The organism is Parabacteroides sp. (assembly GCF_977054455.1).
The window spans coordinates 153,092-172,739 of sequence record NZ_CDRTCT010000004.1; the positions used below are offsets into that span (position 1 = coordinate 153,092).

Below are 19,648 nucleotides of genomic sequence, written 5' to 3' on the forward strand. Positions count from 1 at the left end.
CCTACAGCATCAGAAACTTCTCCTGCAGCTTCTTCAGATACAGTTTGGAGATCTGCAGGTCGCGGACATTGTCGAACGGCGGATAGAACACGCATTTCTTATCCTTGATCATGATCAGGTAATTGATGTTGATGATATAGGATTGATGAATCTGTATGAACGAGGGAGAACTTGCCAGTATCTGATCCGCCGCTATGTTTTTACGGATGGAGATGGGAGCGGTCGCATTGTTCAGGTACGCCTCCCATTGTTTCCTGTCCGAATTATATTTGAAGAAGCCCACGTTTTCGGGCCTGAGAAACTGCAGGTCGTTTGTCGGCGACGGGATGATGATCGTCTGCTCCAACGGGGAGAGGCTCCTCAGCAGGATATGGAAAGGGACCGTCTGCAACTGTTGTTCCTCCACCTTCTCGATGAAACGTTTCATCATATTGGACAATTCGCTTTTGTCGATCGGCTTTAAAAGGTAGTCGAAAGCCGATTCGCGGATCGCGTCGAGCATATATTTATTGTAAGCCGTGTAAAAGACGACTTGCATGTTCCAGGTGATCTCGTTGCGGATCAGGTTCAGCAGTTCGGGACCCTGCATGTCGGGCAGCTCGACATCGAGGAATACCAGATCCGGCATCGTTTTGAAAATCATCTTTTTCCCCATTGCCCCGTTTTTGGCGATTCCTTCCACATTAAATTGCTGGTAGGACTTCAATTCGAAGGTCAGGTTGTCTACGGCCAGTTCGTCGTCATCGATGATTACTATCTTATAGTTATTTTTCATGTGTCCTCTCTTTTTTTACAAATTTAATAGTTGTCATCAAAGTGCTCCGGCTCTTTCTATGCGAAATTGTGGATATTCTCTCTTTTTGACCGGTTATCCGGTTGCAAAAAGGGGCTAAACGGATTACTTTCCTTCCGGCAGGGCGTACGAGTAGTCCTCCGGCAGGGTGAATTGCACGAGGCACCCCGGGTTTTCATCTGTCCCCCGGCTGCTTTTACTGATCCGGATCGTGATGGGGACAGGGTTTCCGGCATTCAGCAGTTCGATGGTCTGGTTCAGCACCTTCAACCCCGTTCCCGTGCTTTGCATGTCCGGCCGGCCGGTTTGCAGGCGGAAGCCGGCGCCATTGTCTTCTATGCCGATTATGATAGAACCGTTTTGCCGGCAGACGGTGACGGACAGCCATTTTTCACCTTCTTTCTCCCGGAGGCCATGCTTGATGGCGTTTTCGACCGGAATCTGGATCATCATGGAGGGAAGTTCGAACCGGTCGGTGTCGATTTGCGGGTCGATCCGTATCTCGGTTTGAAGAGACGGGCCGAAACCTTCCTGTTCGAGGGCGAGGTAGGTACGGACGAAATCGATCTCCTCGGCAAGCGTGATGCACAGTTTTTCCGTCAGGCGCAGGTTGAGGCGCATGATTTTGATCAGGTTGTACAGCTCTTTGTAACTGCTGTCGCTCTGGTTGTAATGGCTGATCACCCGGTTGAGCGTGTTGAAGATGAAATGGGGCGACACGCGGTTGCGGATGTTTTCCATCCGGAGGCTGATGATCTTGTTGCGCGTTTCGGCCAGTAGGAGGGCCCGTTGTTTTTTCTGGTAGAAATAGATGAAGGCCGCGGCGGTCAGCAGTATCACGCAAATGAGGATCCAGATATAGACGCTCAGTTCCAGCGACCGCATGTCACTCTGTTGTCTTTGAATGAAAAGCCTTTGTTTCATCAACGTCGTATCCTGTTTATAGCGGAGGTCCGTTTCGGCCACCCGCATTCGAATGCGGTCGTTGCGGATGGAGTCGTCCATTCGCATGTTTTCCTTGAGATATTGGTAGGCTTTGCGGTAATCGCCTGTCTCCTCGTAATAATGCTGTAGGTATTTTTTCCGGATGTCGACCAGGGTCGGTTCCGCTTGCATGTTATCGGTCATGCCGTGGAGCAGCCTTGTCGCTTCGGCGATCTCCCCTTTCTTGAGTGCCAGTTCGAGTACCTGCGTCTGGGCATGGTAGAGCGCCGACGAGTTGCCGGTCTTTTCGAAATAGGAGTAGCAGCGATCCAGGTAGCATTGGGCCGAATCGAGTTGTCCCGTCAGCAGGTAGATCGCGCCGATATTCAACATGCAGACATTCTGGGCGTAGGCATATTCGGGCGACGGCTTGACCAGTTCGTATCCTTTTTTGAAGAGGTCGAGGGCTTCGGGATATTTCTTTTCAAAGAAGTAGACGTTCCCGTGGTTCGTGCAATAGACGAATTTCCGGTTGAGGTCCATTTGGTCGAAAAGGCGGTAAGCAAGGCCGAAGTAATAATGCGAAAGGTCGAAATCGCGCAACTCCGAATAGGTTTGTCCCAGCCCCATGTAGATATTGATAAGCTCCTGTTCGGGCAGGTCGAGCGAGTCGGCGATGTAGAGTATCTGCCGGTAGTACCAGGCCCCTTGGTCGTAGCGGCCGCTGCGGACGTAGACGTCTGCCAGGTTCGTGTAGCCCGTCAGCAGCACTTCGCTGTTGTGCGTCTGCCGGCTGTAGGCGAGCATTTGTTTGAAATATTTTAGGGCCGAATCGTTCATGCTGGCGATTGCATACCGGTTCCCGATGTTGTTGCTCGCATCTGCCAACAAGTAATAATGAGAAGGAGTCAGCGTCTTTTGGCGTGTACAAAACTGTTCGACTTTCCGGCAGAGCGGCAGGATCGAGTCGAACTCGGAAGTCGTCAGGAAGGTCTTGACATATAGGTTGTAGAGCATGTACCAGTCTACGCTGTCCTGCACCGGGCGCGTCTGCATCGCGTCTTTCAGTATCCGGCGTGCGAAGAGGGCATCCGAATAGATCGCTTTTTGGGCTTGTGCGAAAACCGTGTCTCTCTCAGGCGCGAAGTTGATCTCCTGTACCACCGGCACCTGCTTTTTGCAGGAAAGGCTAAAGGAAAATAAAAAGATAGCAATGATGTAGAGGATGTGTTCTTTTTTCATATTAGCGATGTTCTTAGATGACAGATTGTATTGAATTCGTTCTAAAGTTTGTTCTGCGGCAAATGTAGCGGATATAATGACATGATCGAATAAAAAGCGGATTATTTTTCGGATTTTCTATTATTTGAAAGCGGTCGGCAACCGTTTTATCAGGTTCCTGTTTCATAAAGTATCGTTTTAAGGCTAAAAATTCCCTTACTAATAGCCATAATTTAGGAATGTGTCAAAATATAAAATAGAGCGCAGATGACACAGATTCAACAGATAGCCGCAGATTTTTATTTTATTGATTTGCAATAATCAATCTGTGTGAACCAGTCTCATCTGTGTCATCTGTGCTCTAATATACAGATTAATGACACACCCCCCTAAAAGATCGTGATAAGGGGGAGTGACACTCAAAGAATATCATCTTGGGCATCGTCGAGGAAAGTGACCTGGTGCAGGTGCCGTATATGGTCAAAATGATGCAAGACCCTGTTATGGCAAATGATGTAGAAGGCATCTTTTGTCTTTAATGTTCCATAGATCGTAGTCAGCGGTATGACAAGATCAGGGACTTCGTCCATCGGAAACGAGAGGCAACCATCAGAAAAAATAATGGTCCATTCGTCAAGGAGGGAGCGAAGGGATGTTTCAATCTCACATAAACTTTGTTTCGGAATGCGATTGGCGATGTCGCGAAGGGATTCCCGGCTTTTCTTTTTCATATCTTTATAAGTTTAAAATTAGATATGTTCCGCAACCGCATAAAAAAGGGGTACGTAACATATACATAACCCCTTCACGTAGGTACTGGAATACCCCAAAATCGAGAATACGTAGTATGCCGTACCCCCACTTATCGTAACTAAAAGTACATAAGCGTGGTACGAACATCTAAATATCGATTTTGTGAAATTTCCAGTTTTACGTGAAGATAATTAAATGTCCTATAACAATGTACCGGATTTCTCCCCGGTAACAGAAGCAAAGATAGTCTATTTGATGGAGTTTGCAAAAAAATGTTGCCTCAAGATTAATTATTTTCGGAGTTTAGTAAAGATTTTTATTTGTATTAATAAGTAGATGTTTGTGGTTAAATGCAGATTTATGATTCAAATTTGAGAAGAAGTAAACCTATTCCCAACGGATTTATATATGATAAAAAATACAAGAACCCCTTCAAAAACGGCGGATATCTGCATGTCGTTAATATTCAGTCTATAGGCAAATTTCTTGTTTGTTAAAAAAAGTTACCCGTGCGGGTAATTTAGGATATATGGGGTATAAAATCAAATTTCATGCGCTATTGTTTCAATCCAGACCAACGGGTATTTGGATAAATCGTACAATAAGTAAGAAATAACACTAAGTTCGCAATAGATAATCCGAAACATTCTTCCCGTTCATAAATAATATGTATATTTGTGGATTAATTAATAACTAAAAAACAGTAACTATGAAAAAGGAAGAGTCGGATCTGAAAATCATGGAAGAGATGGAAAGGAAAGAGTTGCAGGACAGGTATATCCGTTTTGATTGGGCCATCAAGCGTCTGCTGCGCCAGAAGGCCAACTTCGACGTGCTCGACGGTTTCCTGACCGTCATGTTGAACGAAGAGATCAAGATCGTCGAGATCCTCGAAAGCGAGGGCAACCAGGAACGCGCCGACGACAAGTTCAACCGCGTCGACATCAAAGCCTTGAACAGCAAAGGCGAGATCATCATCGTCGAGATCCAGAACACCCGCGAGATAAACTACCTCGAACGCATCCTCTACGGCGTGGCCAAAGCCATCACCGAACATATTTCTTTGGGTGAAGACTACGACAAGATCAAGAAAGTCTACTCCATCAGCGTCCTCTATTTCGACATCGGCATCGGGACGGACTATATCTACCACGGGCAGAACCATTTCGTCGGCGTGCATACGGGCGACCAGTTGCGGGTCAACGAGCGCGAACGCAATGTCCTCGTCTCGCGCCTTCCCGCCGAAATCTTCCCCGAATATATCCTGATCCGCGTGAACGAGTTCGACAAAGTGGCTCTTACGCCCTTGGACGAATGGATGGAATACCTGAAAGACGGCACGATCCGCCCGGACACGACCGTCCCCGGCCTGAAGGAAGCCCGCGAAAAGTTGAAATTCTATTCCATGTCGCCCGGCGAACGCCTCGTCTACATCCGTCACCTCGAAGACATCAATATCCAGAACAACGCGATCTATACTTCCAAGTTGGAAGGAATCGCAGAAGGAAAAGCGGAAGGCCTTGCCGAAGGAATTGCCGAAGGTGAGGCAAAAGGTTTTGCCGAAGGCATGCGCCAAGTTGCTGTCAGGATGAAAGAGACGGGTGTAGATATGGTTACCATCGCAAAGTGTACCGGCTTGAGCGAGGAAACGATCCGCTCTTTATAAGGAAGGCTATTCCCTTGTAAGGAAAAAGATCATAATAGTTCACATCCGGTAATATTTGTATCGTAAATGTAGATTTATCCGTTTTGTTTTTCTTATTTATTAGTGGTAAAACAGAGGACTTATTGTATAATACCGGTTTCTTGACAATAAAATACATTCTTTAATGATGGGCGTGAAATCCGGCTTTTTAAGGATAAGAAAGGGCTTCATCACTTGAGATGCGCAGTTTTTTGCCACAAAGACGGTCGCGATTGCCATGAAGTGTGCAGTATATATGGCATGACGACCGTCTTGATGGCGACGAAGACGGTCGTAAAGGTAACGAGGACGGTCGTCGTGGCAGGAAAGTCCCGGAATCGGTTTGAGATATACGGGAAATGTCCCGACTTTTTTTATTATAGGCGATTCTCCATGAGTTCAGGTTTTCCACAATATCCGTTCTTTCTCCCATCTGATTACAAAAAGACATCGTTTTCTTGTTTTCCGCCAACAACGTTTTTTTAATCGTTACCAATTCCGGCTAAAAGCCGGCAAAAAGTCAAATCAAATCGTTCCGGAATTTTACCCGAGATAGAATATAGGCTAATCTGGGGTTATTGTAATCTATAGTCGTTGTGTCTAAGTTTTCTGTCTATTAGCTCTGCTTTATTCATCCCTTTTTCTTACCTTTGCCCCTCATTCAAAGATTATAAAGATAAAAATAAATATACATACGAATTATGTTTGAGAATTTAAGCGAAAGGTTAGACAGATCGTTTAAACTGTTGAAAGGTGAAGGCAAGATCACGGAAATCAATGTGGCGGAAACATTGAAAGACGTGCGTAAAGCGTTGCTCGACGCCGACGTAAACTATAAAGTAGCCAAGAGTTTTACCGATACGGTAAAAACGAAAGCATTAGGACAGAACGTGCTTACTTCCGTTAAGCCCAGCCAGTTGATGGTCAAGATCGTGCATGACGAGCTGGCTGAACTGATGGGAGGAACGGCAACTGATCTGGATCTGAAGGGCAATCCGGCAATCATCCTGATGTCCGGTTTGCAAGGTTCCGGTAAAACGACTTTTTCGGGCAAGCTGGCGAATCTGCTGAAGACGAAGAAAAATAAAAAGCCGCTGTTGGCAGCCTGCGACGTGTATCGTCCGGCTGCTATCGAGCAGTTGCGCGTGGTCGGCGAACAGGTAGGAGTGCCTGTCTACATGGAACTGGAAAACAAGAATCCGGTGGAGATCGCGATGAACGCGATCCGCGAAGCACGGGCGAAAGGCAACGATGTGGTGATTGTCGATACCGCCGGCCGTCTGGCTATCGACGAGCAGATGATGAATGAGATCGCTGCAATCAAGAGTGCTATCCAACCGGATGAAACCTTGTTTGTGGTCGACTCCATGACCGGACAGGATGCCGTGAATACCGCTAAGGAATTTAACGAACGTCTGAACTTCGACGGCGTGGTGCTGACCAAGCTGGATGGTGATACCCGTGGCGGTGCCGCTCTTTCTATCCGTACGGTGGTAGACAAACCGATCAAATTCGTCGGAACGGGCGAAAAGATGGATGCTTTGGATATCTTCCATCCCGAACGTATGGCAGACCGTATCCTCGGTATGGGTGATATCGTTTCGCTGGTGGAACGTGCGCAGGAGCAGTATGACGAAGAAGAGGCCAAACGCCTGCAGAAGAAGATCGCCAAAAACCAGTTCGACTTCAACGACTTCATCTCGCAGATCCAGCAGATCAAGAAGATGGGTAACCTGAAAGAACTGGCCTCCATGATTCCGGGCGTAGGCAAGGCGTTGAAGGATGTCGATATCGACGACAATGCTTTCAAGAGCATCGAAGCGATCATCTATTCCATGACTCCCGAAGAACGCGTCAACCCGGCTATCCTGAACGGTTCGCGCCGCCAGCGCATCGCCAAAGGCAGCGGTACGTCGATTCAGGAAGTGAACAAGCTGATCAAGCAGTTCGATGAAACACGCAAGATGATGCGTATGCTGACAGCGGCCAAACCGGGAAGCAAGAAATTCCCTTCATTCAAAAGATAAACCCGAAAAGAGTATAAAGCATGGAAGAACAGCAGTATAAGCTATTGGACGGAAAAGCCGTTTCTGCCCGGATGAAGCAGGAAATGGCGGAAGAAGTGGCCCGCATCAAGGCTGCCGGTGGTAAGATCCCTCATTTGGCTGCCATATTGGTCGGCCATGACGGGGGGAGTGAAACGTATGTCGGCAGCAAGGTGAAGACCTGTAACGAGATCGGTTTCAAATCGTCTCTGATCCGTTATGAAGCCGATGTTACCGAAGAAGAACTTCTTCGCAAAGTGGACGAACTGAACAACGATCCGGATGTGGACGGCTTCATCGTACAGCTCCCGCTGCCGAAACACATCTCGGAACAGAAGATTATCGAGGCGATCGACTATCGCAAGGATGTGGACGGTTTCCATCCGATCAATGTCGGCCGTATGTCTATCGGCCTTCCTTGTTTCGTTTCGGCGACTCCGGCCGGTATCCTGGAACTGTTGAGACGTTACGAGATCCCGACTCGCGGTAAACATTGCGTAGTGCTGGGACGCAGCAATATCGTGGGCAAGCCGATGGCTACCCTGATGATGCAGAAAGCCTATCCGGGCGATTGCACGGTCACTGTTTGCCACAGTCGTTCTGAAAACCTGAAGGAAATGTGCCTGAGTGCCGATATTATCATTGTGGCGTTGGGCGTTCCCGAATTCCTGAAAGGCGATATGGTGAAAGAAGGAGCTGTGATCGTGGATGTGGGTACGACACGCGTGCCGGATGCAACTCGCAAAAGCGGCTTTAAGCTGACGGGCGATGTCAAGTTTGACGAGGTCGCTCCTAAGTGTTCTTATATCACGCCGGTTCCGGGTGGTGTAGGGCCGATGACCATCATCTCTTTGATGCGCAATACGCTTTTAGCCGGAAAGAAAGAGATTTATAAATGAAAATCCTCCTCTCCGGGTTTTGTCTTTTGAGCTTTCTGTCTTTATCCGCTCAGGACTCGCTGACAATCTTGTTTGCCGGTGATGCCATGATGCACCAGAGACAACTCGACAATACCCGGAGGGGAGATTCTTTTGATTTGGGCGGTTATTTTGCAAATATCGAGAAAGAAGTGAAAGCCGCCGATATTGCCGTTGTGAACTTCGAAGTCCCGTTGGGAGGGGAGCCGTATAGCGGTTATCCGGCTTTCAGCGCTCCGGAAGACTTCGCTTTGGCCTTGCAAAAAGCAGGCTTCGACTTTTTCCTGTTAGCCAACAACCATTGTTTGGACAGGCGTACCCGCGGACTTGTCCGTACCATACAGACGCTGGACTCTCTCGGGATACGTCATACCGGAACCTTTCTCGACCGCGATCACCGTCACCGCACCTACCCGATGTTGCTCCGTAAGAAGGATTTCCGTATCATCATGCTCAATTATACCTATGACACCAACGGTCTGAAAGTCGATACGCCCCGGATTGTCAATCATATCGATAGGGCGATAATGGAGGCCGATATTGCCGAAGCCAAGCTCTTTAATCCGGATTTTATCATTGCCAATATGCATTGGGGGCTGGAATACGACCGGATGCCTTCCCGTAAACAGCGCGAACTGGCCGATTGGCTGATGCGGCAGGGGGTCGATCTGGTCATAGGCAGTCATCCGCATGTTGTCCAGCCGATGGAACTCCGCAGAGGGAAGGAGGGTACTCCCGACCGGCTGGTCGTTTATTCATTGGGCAATTTTATATCGAACATGAGCCGGGAGCATACCGATGGAGGCGTCATGGTGAAAGTCGTTTTAGGCCGGAAAGGCTTGCGCCGGTACATTGCTTCCGCACAATATTCGTTGATTTATTCCTCCCGGTATAAGAATAAACGGGGAAAAGAAGATATTCGGGTCGTCCCGGCGGCCTCTTGGTCGGAAAAGAAACAAAATTCCTCTTTTTCAGTCGATTCTGCATTAATTAGGTATGTTGATAAGACGCGTTTGTTTCTAAAAGGTAATAATAAGGAGGTCGGAGAGTATATTTTTGAATAAAAAAGTTTCCGAATTATTTGCAGTTTAAAATAAAACCTCTATCTTTGCACCGTCTTAAAGAAATAAACACTCGATAAGATAAACATGGTGAGAATAGCTCAGTTGGTTAGAGCATCGGATTGTGGTTCCGAGGGTCGTGGGTTCGAGTCCCATTTTTCACCCGTAAGGCTGTCTGTAAAGGCAGCCTTTTTTTGTTTGTCTTCCTTTGGAGTTGAGGCTGATCCTGGTCCGGGATCTTCCTGATCCGGTATGGATATTGAAACAACAAAGGCTGCCAACCTTTCGATCGACAGCCTTTGGAGCGGAAGCGGGGGGATTCGAACCCCCGGTACCCTAACGAGTACGTCAGTTTAGCAAACTGGTGGTTTCAGCCACTCACCCACACTTCCATGAGTTTCGCGCTTCATTTCCTTGAATTGCGCTGCAAAGATATGCTTAAGTTTTTAAATATACAAAGCATTTGGTGCATTATTTTTTAAGAAAAAAGGCTCCTTCTTGCACATAGTTGGCAATCAGAGGATTTCAACTTTGCAAAAGTGAGCGTTTTTCCCTCTTCCGGTTGTTGTGGCCGGAATAAGTCGGAAAGAGGTAGGGCATTCGGGAAAAAGATATTATTTTTGTGGCCGGTTCTGATATACAGCAGACTATATATAATATGGAGAAAAAGAAGATGCGAAAGCGTACTCTCATAGTTGGAATCCTCTCGTTTATCGTCCTCTTGCTGGCAGGTGCGGGATTCTGGGCATACCGTTTGATACTTGCTCCTGATTTCGAGCCGCGCAAGACCGTATATGTCTATATTGACGAGAAGAAAGATTTTGGCGATCTCTGCCGTCAGTTGGTCGACTCTGCCGGTTGCCGGCGTATCGGGAGTTTCAAGCTGCTTGCCGGAGTGCTGAAATATCCTGACAATATGCGTTCCGGACGTTATGCCGTGGAGCCGGGGATGAATAACCTGGCATTGCTCAACAACTTGCGTCGGGGACATCAGGAAGCCACCCGGATCACCTTTAATAATATACGTTTCAAGCAGGATCTGGCCCAAAGGCTTGCCGGGCAGTTGATGATCGGGGAGGATGATCTGCTTTCTTTGCTTGATGATTCCGTTTACTGCGCATCATTGGGCTTTACGACGGAGACGATCCTTACGCTGTTTATTCCCAATACCTATGAAGTATATTGGAATATTTCCGCCGGAAAACTGATGCAGCGTATGCAGCGCGAATATAAGAATTTCTGGAATGACACCCGCCTGGCGAAAGCGAAAGAAATCGGAATGACACCGGTCGAAGTCGCCATCCTTGCTTCTATCGTGGAAGAAGAAACGGCTGCCGCAGACGAATATCCCATTGTGGCAGGTTTGTATCTTAACCGTTTGCAGCGTGGCATTCCTCTTCAGGCGGATCCTACAGTGAAGTTTGCCGTGGGCGATTTCTCCCTTCAGCGCATCCTGTTCGAGCATCTGGAGATCGATTCTCCCTACAATACCTACAAACATGCCGGACTTCCTCCCGGACCGCTCCGCATCCCGACTATCAAGGGGCTGGATGCCGTGCTGAACCACATGAAGCATAACTACCTTTATATGTGTGCGAAGGAGGATTTCTCAGGACGGCATAACTTTGCCGCCACTCTTGCCGAGCATAATCGTAATGCCAACCGTTACCGGGCGGAACTGAACAGGCGGAAGATCCGGTAAGCAATGCGGAAACAGTTTCTCGGCAAGAAACTTGGGTTCCATGCCAGTGAAACTTTAGTTCCATGCCTATGAAACTAAAATCCCATGCCGGTCGGTTGTTGCGTGTATGGGTAAAAGTCTTATCTTTGTGGAGAAATAATACGAAAATCAGTTAAAACAAAAATAAACATTACATGGAAAAACATCTATTTTTAGGGGATGAAGCCGTGGCACAAGCTGCTATCGATGCAGGTCTGTCCGGTGTGTATGCCTATCCGGGAACCCCTTCGACCGAGATAACCGAATTCGTACAGGGTTCGGCCGTCGCAAAGGAAAGGGGCATTCACTGCCGTTGGAGCGCGAATGAAAAAACTGCTATGGAAGCGGCGTTGGGGATGAGCTACGCAGGCAAGCGGGCTCTTTGCTGTATGAAGCATGTGGGGCTGAACGTTGCCGCCGACTGTTTTATGAATGCTGCCATGAGCGGCATCAATGGCGGTATGATCATCATTACGGCTGATGATCCTTCGATGCACTCTTCCCAGAATGAACAAGACAACCGTATGTATGGCAACTTCGCCATGATCCCGATGCTTGAGCCGTCCAGCCAGCAGGAGGCATACGACATGGTATATGACGGGTTCGAATTATCCGAAAAACTGGGTTATCCTGTCCTGGTACGCATCACCACCCGTATGGCTCACTCCCGTGCAGGTGTGGTCAGACGCGAACAGAAGATGGAAAACGAAATGCATACGCCCGAAGACGGACGTCAGCGTTTCATCCTTCTCCCGGCACTTGCCCGCAAACGCTTCAAGACGTTGATCGCGGCGCAGGATGCATTTACCGCTTCTTCCGAAGCCTCGCCTTATAATACTTATTTCGACGGACCGGACAAGGATCTCGGCATCATCACGACCGGTATTGCGTTCAACTATCTTTCGGAGAACTATCCCGACGGTTTCGAACATCCGGTATTGAAGATCAGCCAGTACCCGTTACCCCGCAAGATGGTCGAAAAGATCGTCAGCGAATGCAAGGAAATTCTCGTTCTCGAAGAAGGCTATCCGGTGGTCGAGGAACAACTGAAAGGTTTTCTCAGTATCGGTATCCGGGTGCACGGCCGACTTGACGGCACATTGCAACGCGACGGCGAGCTGACTCCCGATGCTGTCGGTAAGGCGCTGGGCAAGCGGATCGAGAGCTATTATGCCACTCCGGAAGTTGTCGAACAACGTCCGCCTGCATTGTGTCAGGGTTGCGGACATCGCGATATGTATGAAGCGCTGAATGAAGTCCTGGCCGAGTACAAAGGCGCCAAAGTGTTCGGTGATATCGGTTGTTATACGCTGGGCGCTTTGCCTCCTTTCCGGGCAATCGACACTTGTATCGACATGGGAGCCTCTATCACAATGGCCAAAGGAGCTTCCGACGCGGGCGTTTACCCGGCTGTGTCGGTGATCGGCGACTCGACATTCACACACTCCGGTATGACCGGCTTGCTCGATTGCGTCAATGAAAACACGAATATTACGATCGTCATTTCCGATAACGAGACGACGGCCATGACCGGTGGACAAGACTCTGCCGGAACAGGCCGTCTCGAATCGATCTGTGCCGGTATCGGTGTCGATCCGGCCCATATCCGTGTCATGGTTCCTTTGAAGAAGAACTACGACGAGATGAAAGCGATCATCCGCGAAGAGATCGAATATAAAGGCGTATCCGTCCTGATCCCCCGCCGCGAATGTATCCAGACATTAACAAGAAAGAAAAAAGCAAGCAAGAAATGAAAGCAGACATCATATTATCCGGTGTGGGAGGACAGGGCATCCTCTCCATCGCTGCCGTTATCGGAGAAGCCGCATTAAAAGAAGGTTTGTACATGAAACAAGCCGAAGTTCACGGAATGAGCCAGCGTGGGGGCGACGTGCAGTCCAACCTCCGCCTGTCCGACCAACCGATTGCGTCCGACCTGATCCCGTTAGGACAGGCCGACCTTATCATCTCGCTCGAACCGATGGAAGCGCTCCGCTACCTGCCTTATCTGAAGAAGGACGGGTGGCTGGTGACCAATTCGCAGCCGTTCATCAATATCCCCAACTATCCGGAGGTGGAGAAAGTGAACGAAGAACTGGAGAAATTGCCGCACAAGGTCGTGCTGGATGTGGAAGCGATCGCCAAAGAGGTGGGTTCCGTACGTGCGGCCAACATCGTGATGTTGGGGGCCGCCGCCCCCTTTATAGGGATCGAATATGACAAGATAGCCGATGGTATCCGACGCATCTTCGGGCGGAAAGGCGAGGAAATCGTTGAAATGAACCTCAAAGCGTTGAAAGCCGGCTATGATGTGGCCAATAATTTGAGATAAAGTATCAAAATGTCAGTGAGAGGGGCGATAGCCGAAACGCCTCTCCTGACAATATTGAACGAATCCGGTAGCCGGAACGCCTTTCTGAAAAAATATAAATAAAAAAAACATGAAGAAGTACTTATTCCTTACCTTTTTCGCGCTCGTAGCCTTCGCCTTGAAAGCGCAGGATGAGAGTGGTGATATCGTCAAAGTAGGCCAGCAGATGCCGGCTTTTACGATTGTGAACGACAATGGCACGGAGACGCCTTCCGCTTCGCTGAAGGGGAAAGTGATCCTGGTGAATTTCTTTGCGACCTGGTGTCCACCCTGCCAGAAGGAACTTGCCGAGGTGCAGAAGACGCTTTGGCCGAAGTATAAGGACAACAAGGATTTCGCCTTGTTGGTGATCGGGCGCGAGCATACGGACGCCGAGTTGCAGAAGTATAACGAAAAGAAAGGTTTCACCTTCCCGCTCTATCCGGACAAGAACCGGGCGGTCTATGGCGCTTTTGCCAAGAACCTGATCCCCCGGAGCTATCTGGTGGATAAGACTGGTAAAGTGGTATATGCCACCAAAGGCTATAGCGACGAGGAATTTGCGGAACTGATGGATAAGATTGAAGCTGCTTTAAAATAAGGAAAATGGAATATAAAAACGTACATATCATTTATTTTTCCCCGACGCATACGTCAGCCAAGACTGCCTATGCGATTGCGGAGGGATTGGAGGGAAGCGTCCTGTTGGAGTCGGACATTACTTACGATGCCCCGACGGAAGAGCTTGAAATCCATGATGATGAACTGACCATCGTGGCTGCTCCCGTCTATGGCGGGCGTGTGGCGGAGACGGCGATGGAGCGACTTCGTGTTTTCCATGCCCATCAGGCTCCGGTAGTTCCGGTCGTGGTTTACGGTAACCGTGATTACGAGGATGCATTGAAGGAATTGTCCGACACGTTAGTCGATGCCGGCTTTGTCCTTGTTTCGGCAGCTGCTTTCATCGGGGAGCATTCTTTCAGCCGTAAGGATATGCCCATTGCTGCCGGGCGTCCCGATGATGCCGACCATGAAGCTGCGGTCAGCTTCGGACGGGCCATCAAGGAGAAACTCGAAAAGGTGGACGAACTTTCCTGCTTGAAGCCATTGGAGGTGAAAGGGAATTTTCCCTACAAGGTGAAGGGGCCTTCCACGCCGCAGGCTCCTGTGACGGATGAGGATTTGTGTACGCAATGCGAATATTGCATCGACGTGTGCCCCGTATCGGCTATTTCGATTGTCGATGATCGCATGTTCAGTGATCCGGCGACTTGTATCAAGTGCTGTGCTTGTGTGAAGGAATGTCCCGAAGGCGCTCGCACGTTCGATACGCCTTATACGGCGATGTTGCATAAGAACTTTAGTGCCCGCCGCGAACCGGAGTTATTTGTATGAAGACACGTGTACTGATTTTCCTCTCTCTGCTTTGCAGCCTGTCGCTTGGCGCCCAGATCCGCTTGGAAGGTTACCGGCAAGCAGACATCAATCCCGAACTCCTTGCCGGACGCTGGAAAGCGCACTGGATTTCTATGCCTGGAGAGCCTGCCAATGTGTATGGCGTCTACCACATGCGCAAGACGTTCGAACTGGGTGAAGTCCCATCCCGCTTTATCGTCCATGTGACGGCTGACAACCGTTACAAGCTTTACCTGAACGGCCGTTTCGTTTCGCTCGGACCGGCACGTGGGGATATCTATAACTGGAATTTTGAAACGGTCGATCTGGCTCCTTACCTGAAAAAGGGACAAAACGTGCTGGCGGCTGTGGTCTGGAATTATGCCGAACAGAAGCCGGTTGCGCAGATCAGCTTTAACCAGACCGGATTTCTCCTGCAAGGGAATACGGAGGTAGAGGCTGTGGTCAATACGGATGCTTCCTGGCTGTGCATGAAGAACGAGGCCTATGCTCCCTGGCATAAGCCTGTCTTAGGCTACTATGTGGCGGGGCCAGGTGAATTTCTCTCTGCATCGAAGTATCCTTGGGGATGGGAACAGCCTGCTTATGATGACAGCAAGTGGCTGCCTGCCCGTGCAGGTATCGAGGGGGGAGCGAAGGGATCGCGTGACTATCCCGGACGCCTGCTTGTGCCTCGTCCGATTCCTCCGATGGACTTGCTGCCCGAACGTTTTGAGGCTGTGCGTATCTCCGAAGGGGTGAAGGCGCCTGCCGGATTCTTGAAAACAAAAACTTCACTGACGGTTCCTGCGAATAGCAAGGTGCATCTCCTGCTTGACAACGGCAAGTTGACAACGGGCTATCTTTCTCTTTTGTTCAGCCGCGGCAAGGATGCTGAAATTGCGATTGCCTATGCCGAAGCTCTTTATGAAGGCAAAGAGCAGGGTACGACTAAATCTTATTCGCTTCCGGCAAAAGGAAACCGTGATGAGGTGGAGGGCAAAAGATTCATAGGATATGAAGACAAAGTAATTGCTGACGGGGGCGAGGGGCGCGATTTTACCACTCTTTGGTGGCGTACGTGGCGGTATGTGGATCTGACGATCTCGACCGCCGACGAACCGCTTGTGCTGGAAGATGTCTATGGTACGTTCTCCGCTTATCCTTTCCGGAGCGAGATTGCTTTTTCTGCACCCGGACACGACGAGTTGAACAAGATGCTTGAGATAGGCTGGCATACGGCACGTCTCTGTGCGAACGAGACTTATATGGATTGCCCTTATTACGAGCAGTTGCAGTATTTCGGTGATACCCGCATCCAGACGATGATTACCTTATATAATACGCATGATGCTTATATGGTGAAGAATGCAATCGAGCAGGGACGGCAGTCGGTCGTGGCAGACGGGATTACGATGAGCCGCTATCCGTCGAGTCTGCACCAGTTCATTTCTTCTTTCTCGCTTTGGTGGATCTGTATGGGGCATGACTATTGGATGTACCGTGGGGATGAGGCTTATATGAAGACTTTGCTGCCTGCTTATCGCGGGATACTTTCCTGGTACGAGCAGTGGTTGAAGCCGGATCATAGCCTGGGGTATGTGCCGCATTGGTTCTTTGCCGACTGGGCTGCGGGTTTTCAGTCGGGCGAACCTGTGCGTGAAAAGGAGGGCAATTCTGCTTTTCAGGACTTGATGTATATCCTGACGCTCGAATCGGCTGCCGGCATGGAACGTGCTTTCGGCATTCCGTCGATGGCGGATCATTATACGCAGATCGCTTCTGCGATCCGGGGAACGATCCGGGCGAAATACTGGGATGCTGCCCGCGGATTGTTTGCCGATACTTACGATCACCGTAGTTTTTCGCAGCATGTCAACTCGTTGGCTATACTGGCGGGTATCGTGACGGGCGAGGAGGCCGCGGGGGTGATGGGGCGAACGTTGAACGATCCGTCGCTGATACAGGCGACAATCTATTTTCGTTATTATGTGCATCAGGCATTGAAGGCTGCCGGTATGGGGGACCGCCTGCTTGACAATCTGCAGATTTGGCGGGACCAGATGGCACTGGGGCTGACGACTTGGGCGGAAATGCCCGAACCGACCCGTTCCGATTGCCATGCTTGGGGAGCCAGTCCGAATATCGAGTTTTTCCGTATCTTGTTAGGTATAGACAGCAATGCGCCGGGCTTCAAGTCTGTCCGCATCGCTCCGTCATTGGGTGACCTGAAAGAGGTGTCAGGTACGATGCCGCACCCGGCGGGTAGCGTGACTGCTTCCTACAAACTCGATAAGAAGGGCAAGCTGACGGCACGTCTGGCATTGCCCGCGGGAACGGATGGTGTATTCGTTTGGAAAGGAAAAGAATATCAACTTAAGTCCGGTGAACAGGTCTTGACGGTAGAATAGCTTGCCGGGATAAAGATGCTATTATGGAAAAGGAGGATGAATATGTAAAATGCCGAACAACTCTTCCGTCCGCTCGTTGTCGAAAATACGGAAGAGTTGCTCTTTGTCCGCGAATTGCAGGCTTTGATCGATCTGAAAGTGGAACAAATGCCTCCGCAGCGCCGGCTGATCTTTCGTATGAGCTGCGCACATGGCCTTGATAACGAGGAGATTACTGCAAGTCTGAACATTAGTAAACGGACGGTGGAAAACCACTCAAATGTCGGTGTATGAAGCGACGTTGGAGTGCCTCTCCGATTTTGTTTATGGACGTGGAAGTTGGACACAAATCGGAGAGTATAAGAAGTTAAATGATACGAATATAACGAGAGTCTCCGACATATGGAAGAGCTTTTTTATCAGTATACGTTGTGCAAACCTTGTGATTCAGAATTTCCCGAAAGGAAATCCTGATATTGATGTTTTTGTTGCAGAGGCAAAATTTATGCGGGCATTCGTCTATTTTCATCTGGTTCGTAATTGGGGAGGAGTTCCTGAGACGGGTGGTTTTTCCGTTTGGAGGAGCTTATGCAATATATGGCGATTTGACGAATCCTGTTTATAAGGAATGGGATGACAGGGATTTGAGGAAGCAGCTCTGGAGTCCCGTAGAGTTTGGTTTAGGTACAAACACTTTGGTCTGCACGAAGTTCATTGATAAAAATGCAATTAGCAAGGCTGGGGGAGCTAATGACGATCCTGTTTACGGATATTCGGATTTATTATTGATCTATGCAGAAGCCTTAGTGATGGAAAACGGGAAAGTTACGGCTGAGGCTTTGGAGGCAGTCAATCAAATTCGGCGTCGGGCCTATGGGCGGAATACGATGGTTGCCTCTGAATTTGATTACAAGCAGTCGGATTGTCCGTCTGTGAGTGCCTTATTAGATTTGATTATGAAGGAGCGTGGATATGAATTCCAAGTGGAAGGTAAACGCTGGTTGGAGCTTAAAAGAACGGGCAAAGCTGCAGAAATCATAAAGGCAACGAAGGGGCTGGATATAGACGTTTAAAGGAAGAGGAAGTACAACCGGGTTCTTTAATCTTTGAGTTGGAAGGGTATGATTTATCATCTTTGGATTTTTCAGATCTTTCAAATAAATTTGATGATGCTTTAAAAGGAGGGGTGTTGCTAAAGACAGATGCATATGCAGGAGTAAAAGGACTTCTGACGGTCAAAGGAGGTTTGGCTACACAACATGTATTGAACGCGGATTCATCAACCTCGGAGTTACATACACGGGCCAATATTGAGGGGCGTACTTCCTTATTGAGAGCCCTTCGTTTTGTACGTACTTTGCCGGGATGTGAGAATACACGAATAAAAAAAATGCAAGCTGAAACTGCGATTCGTGAAACTTACCGGATTGATGGCCTATACCAAATTTCTCACCGGGATTACATAGAAGGAAAGATTTTTGACGATTCTCTTTCCTATTCTTATTATCCTATAGATTTACATGTTACACATGGTGTCTCACCAAAGCATTTGGCTGAAGGAGTAGTTGCTACAGTTCCCTTGCGTGCACTAATACCAAAAGGTAGCCGTAATTTTTTGGTTGCAGGCCGCTGTGTTAGTAGTGATCGGTTAGCCAATTCTGCTTTGCGGGTACAGGCTTCTTGCATGGGAATGGGGCAGTCGGCAGGAGCAGCAGCGATTTTGGCTTGTTCAAAGGGAAAATCTCCGGCGGATCTATCTGTTGAGGAACTAAAAGTATTGATTCGGAAATATGGAGGTATTGTCCCTTAAACTTACAGGGTGTTTTTTTTCAAAGGGATGAAGACGGTCGTTGTGGAAATGAAGTGTCTGATCTTCCCAAAAACAGCCCCTATTTTCTTGTCCGTCAAAAAAAGGCGGAAAAAAGAGTCTAAAATATTTGGATCGTATATTGTAAATCTCTACTTTTGCACCCGCATTCGAGCGAGAGTGGTTTAAGTCGACATGATGGAGAAGGTATTTCCCGGAATGGGTGGATGAGGTTAGCCAGGCTAAGCGACATGTCCGACCATCCGGCGGCTTTCGAAAACTTTTCAAATTTTCTCTTGAAAAATTTGGCAGTTAAAAAAAAGTCCTTACCTTTGCAGCCGCAATCGAAAGAAAGCGAAAAAAGTTCTTTGAAAGATTTACATATCAACAAGTAGTACAAGAGACGTAGAAATACGAAACATACCGTCAAGTACGGACTACGATAAATCACGAGATTCTGGGCAAAGGTATAAGAAACAATTTCAACAACGAAGAGTTTGATCCTGGCTCAGGATGAACGCTAGCGACAGGCTTAACACATGCAAGTCGAGGGGCAGCGGGGTGTAGCAATACACCGCCGGCGACCGG

At 48.7% G+C, this 19,648-nt stretch carries 16 protein-coding genes, 2 tRNA genes, 1 rRNA gene and 1 pseudogene; 16 read left to right on the plus strand and 4 right to left on the minus strand.

The features are described 5' to 3' along the window. Position 1 precedes the first annotated feature (1 nt). The 3 genes from ACW6QF_RS03220 to ACW6QF_RS03230 all read right to left on the minus strand — a co-directional run bounded on the left by ACW6QF_RS03220 (position 2) and on the right by ACW6QF_RS03230 (position 3,669). A complete protein-coding gene (locus tag ACW6QF_RS03220) occupies positions 2–775 on the minus strand; it encodes a LytR/AlgR family response regulator transcription factor (RefSeq protein ID WP_456086797.1) in 774 nt (257 codons plus the stop codon). 123 nt (positions 776–898) lie between these two features. Further along, positions 899–2,959: a tetratricopeptide repeat-containing sensor histidine kinase gene (locus tag ACW6QF_RS03225; RefSeq protein WP_456086798.1), complete on the minus strand. Its 2,061-nt coding sequence runs from the start codon at positions 2,957–2,959 to the stop codon at positions 899–901. A 398-nt stretch (positions 2,960–3,357) separates the two neighbouring features. Next, positions 3,358–3,669, minus strand: a complete 312-nt coding sequence (locus ACW6QF_RS03230; RefSeq protein ID WP_456086799.1) for a hypothetical protein — start codon at positions 3,667–3,669, stop codon at positions 3,358–3,360. Between the two features lie 731 nt (positions 3,670–4,400). Here ACW6QF_RS03230 and ACW6QF_RS03235 point away from each other — a divergent pair. From ACW6QF_RS03235 to ACW6QF_RS03255, 5 genes are all read left to right on the plus strand, one after another. After that, positions 4,401–5,357, plus strand: coding sequence for an Rpn family recombination-promoting nuclease/putative transposase (locus tag ACW6QF_RS03235; protein ID WP_456086800.1), 957 nt, complete (start codon positions 4,401–4,403; stop codon positions 5,355–5,357). A 719-nt stretch (positions 5,358–6,076) separates the two neighbouring features. Continuing rightward, positions 6,077–7,402 carry a signal recognition particle protein gene (ffh, locus tag ACW6QF_RS03240; RefSeq protein WP_456086801.1) on the plus strand — a complete coding sequence of 442 codons (1,326 nt, stop codon included), beginning with the start codon at positions 6,077–6,079 and terminating at the stop codon, positions 7,400–7,402. Positions 7,403–7,422: 20 nt separating this feature from the next. After that, a complete protein-coding gene (folD, locus tag ACW6QF_RS03245; RefSeq protein ID WP_456086802.1) occupies positions 7,423–8,319 on the plus strand; it encodes a bifunctional methylenetetrahydrofolate dehydrogenase/methenyltetrahydrofolate cyclohydrolase FolD in 897 nt (298 codons plus the stop codon). After that, positions 8,316–9,401 (plus strand): CapA family protein, encoded by a 1,086-nt coding sequence (locus ACW6QF_RS03250; protein WP_456086803.1) that lies wholly within the window; start codon positions 8,316–8,318, stop codon positions 9,399–9,401. Before folD ends, ACW6QF_RS03250 begins: the two co-directional genes overlap by 4 nt. An 87-nt stretch (positions 9,402–9,488) precedes the next feature. After that, positions 9,489–9,562: transfer RNA gene (locus ACW6QF_RS03255), tRNA-His, on the plus strand. Positions 9,563–9,703: 141 nt separating this feature from the next. Here ACW6QF_RS03255 and ACW6QF_RS03260 read toward each other — a convergent pair. Further along, positions 9,704–9,790, minus strand: a tRNA-Ser gene (locus tag ACW6QF_RS03260). Between the two features lie 281 nt (positions 9,791–10,071). On the opposite strand from ACW6QF_RS03260, the gene mltG reads away from it, so the two are divergent. The 11 genes and pseudogenes from mltG to ACW6QF_RS03315 all read left to right on the plus strand — a co-directional run. Then, complete coding sequence (gene mltG / locus ACW6QF_RS03265) at positions 10,072–11,100, plus strand: endolytic transglycosylase MltG (protein ID WP_456086811.1); 1,029 nt, start codon at positions 10,072–10,074, stop codon at positions 11,098–11,100. A gap of 173 nt (positions 11,101–11,273) precedes the next feature. Further along, a complete protein-coding gene (locus tag ACW6QF_RS03270; RefSeq protein ID WP_456086804.1) occupies positions 11,274–12,872 on the plus strand; it encodes a thiamine pyrophosphate-dependent enzyme in 1,599 nt (532 codons plus the stop codon). Next, positions 12,869–13,450, plus strand: a complete 582-nt coding sequence (locus tag ACW6QF_RS03275; protein ID WP_456086805.1) for an indolepyruvate oxidoreductase subunit beta — start codon at positions 12,869–12,871, stop codon at positions 13,448–13,450. Before ACW6QF_RS03270 ends, ACW6QF_RS03275 begins: the two co-directional genes overlap by 4 nt. 109 nt (positions 13,451–13,559) lie before the next feature. Continuing rightward, entirely contained in the window at positions 13,560–14,069 is a 510-nt protein-coding gene (locus ACW6QF_RS03280; RefSeq protein WP_298551857.1) for a TlpA family protein disulfide reductase, read from the plus strand. Between the two features lie 5 nt (positions 14,070–14,074). Next, entirely contained in the window at positions 14,075–14,863 is a 789-nt protein-coding gene (locus ACW6QF_RS03285; RefSeq protein ID WP_456086806.1) for a 4Fe-4S binding protein, read from the plus strand. Continuing rightward, positions 14,860–17,274, plus strand: a complete 2,415-nt coding sequence (locus ACW6QF_RS03290) for an alpha-L-rhamnosidase-related protein (RefSeq protein ID WP_456086807.1) — start codon at positions 14,860–14,862, stop codon at positions 17,272–17,274. Before ACW6QF_RS03285 ends, ACW6QF_RS03290 begins: the two co-directional genes overlap by 4 nt. A 138-nt stretch (positions 17,275–17,412) precedes the next feature. Beyond that, entirely contained in the window at positions 17,413–17,547 is a 135-nt protein-coding gene (locus tag ACW6QF_RS03295) for a sigma factor-like helix-turn-helix DNA-binding protein (protein ID WP_456086812.1), read from the plus strand. Continuing rightward, entirely contained in the window at positions 17,534–17,878 is a 345-nt protein-coding gene (locus tag ACW6QF_RS03300; protein WP_456086808.1) for a RagB/SusD family nutrient uptake outer membrane protein, read from the plus strand. Before ACW6QF_RS03295 ends, ACW6QF_RS03300 begins: the two co-directional genes overlap by 14 nt. Then, positions 17,817–18,326: a RagB/SusD family nutrient uptake outer membrane protein gene (locus tag ACW6QF_RS03305; protein ID WP_456086809.1), complete on the plus strand. Its 510-nt coding sequence runs from the start codon at positions 17,817–17,819 to the stop codon at positions 18,324–18,326. Before ACW6QF_RS03300 ends, ACW6QF_RS03305 begins: the two co-directional genes overlap by 62 nt. Positions 18,327–18,349: 23 nt before the next feature. Continuing rightward, positions 18,350–19,063 (plus strand): annotated as a pseudogene (locus ACW6QF_RS03310) (FAD-dependent oxidoreductase); the annotation flags it as partial. Positions 19,064–19,545: 482 nt separating this feature from the next. Beyond that, positions 19,546–19,648, plus strand: a 16S ribosomal RNA gene (locus ACW6QF_RS03315); the annotation flags it as partial.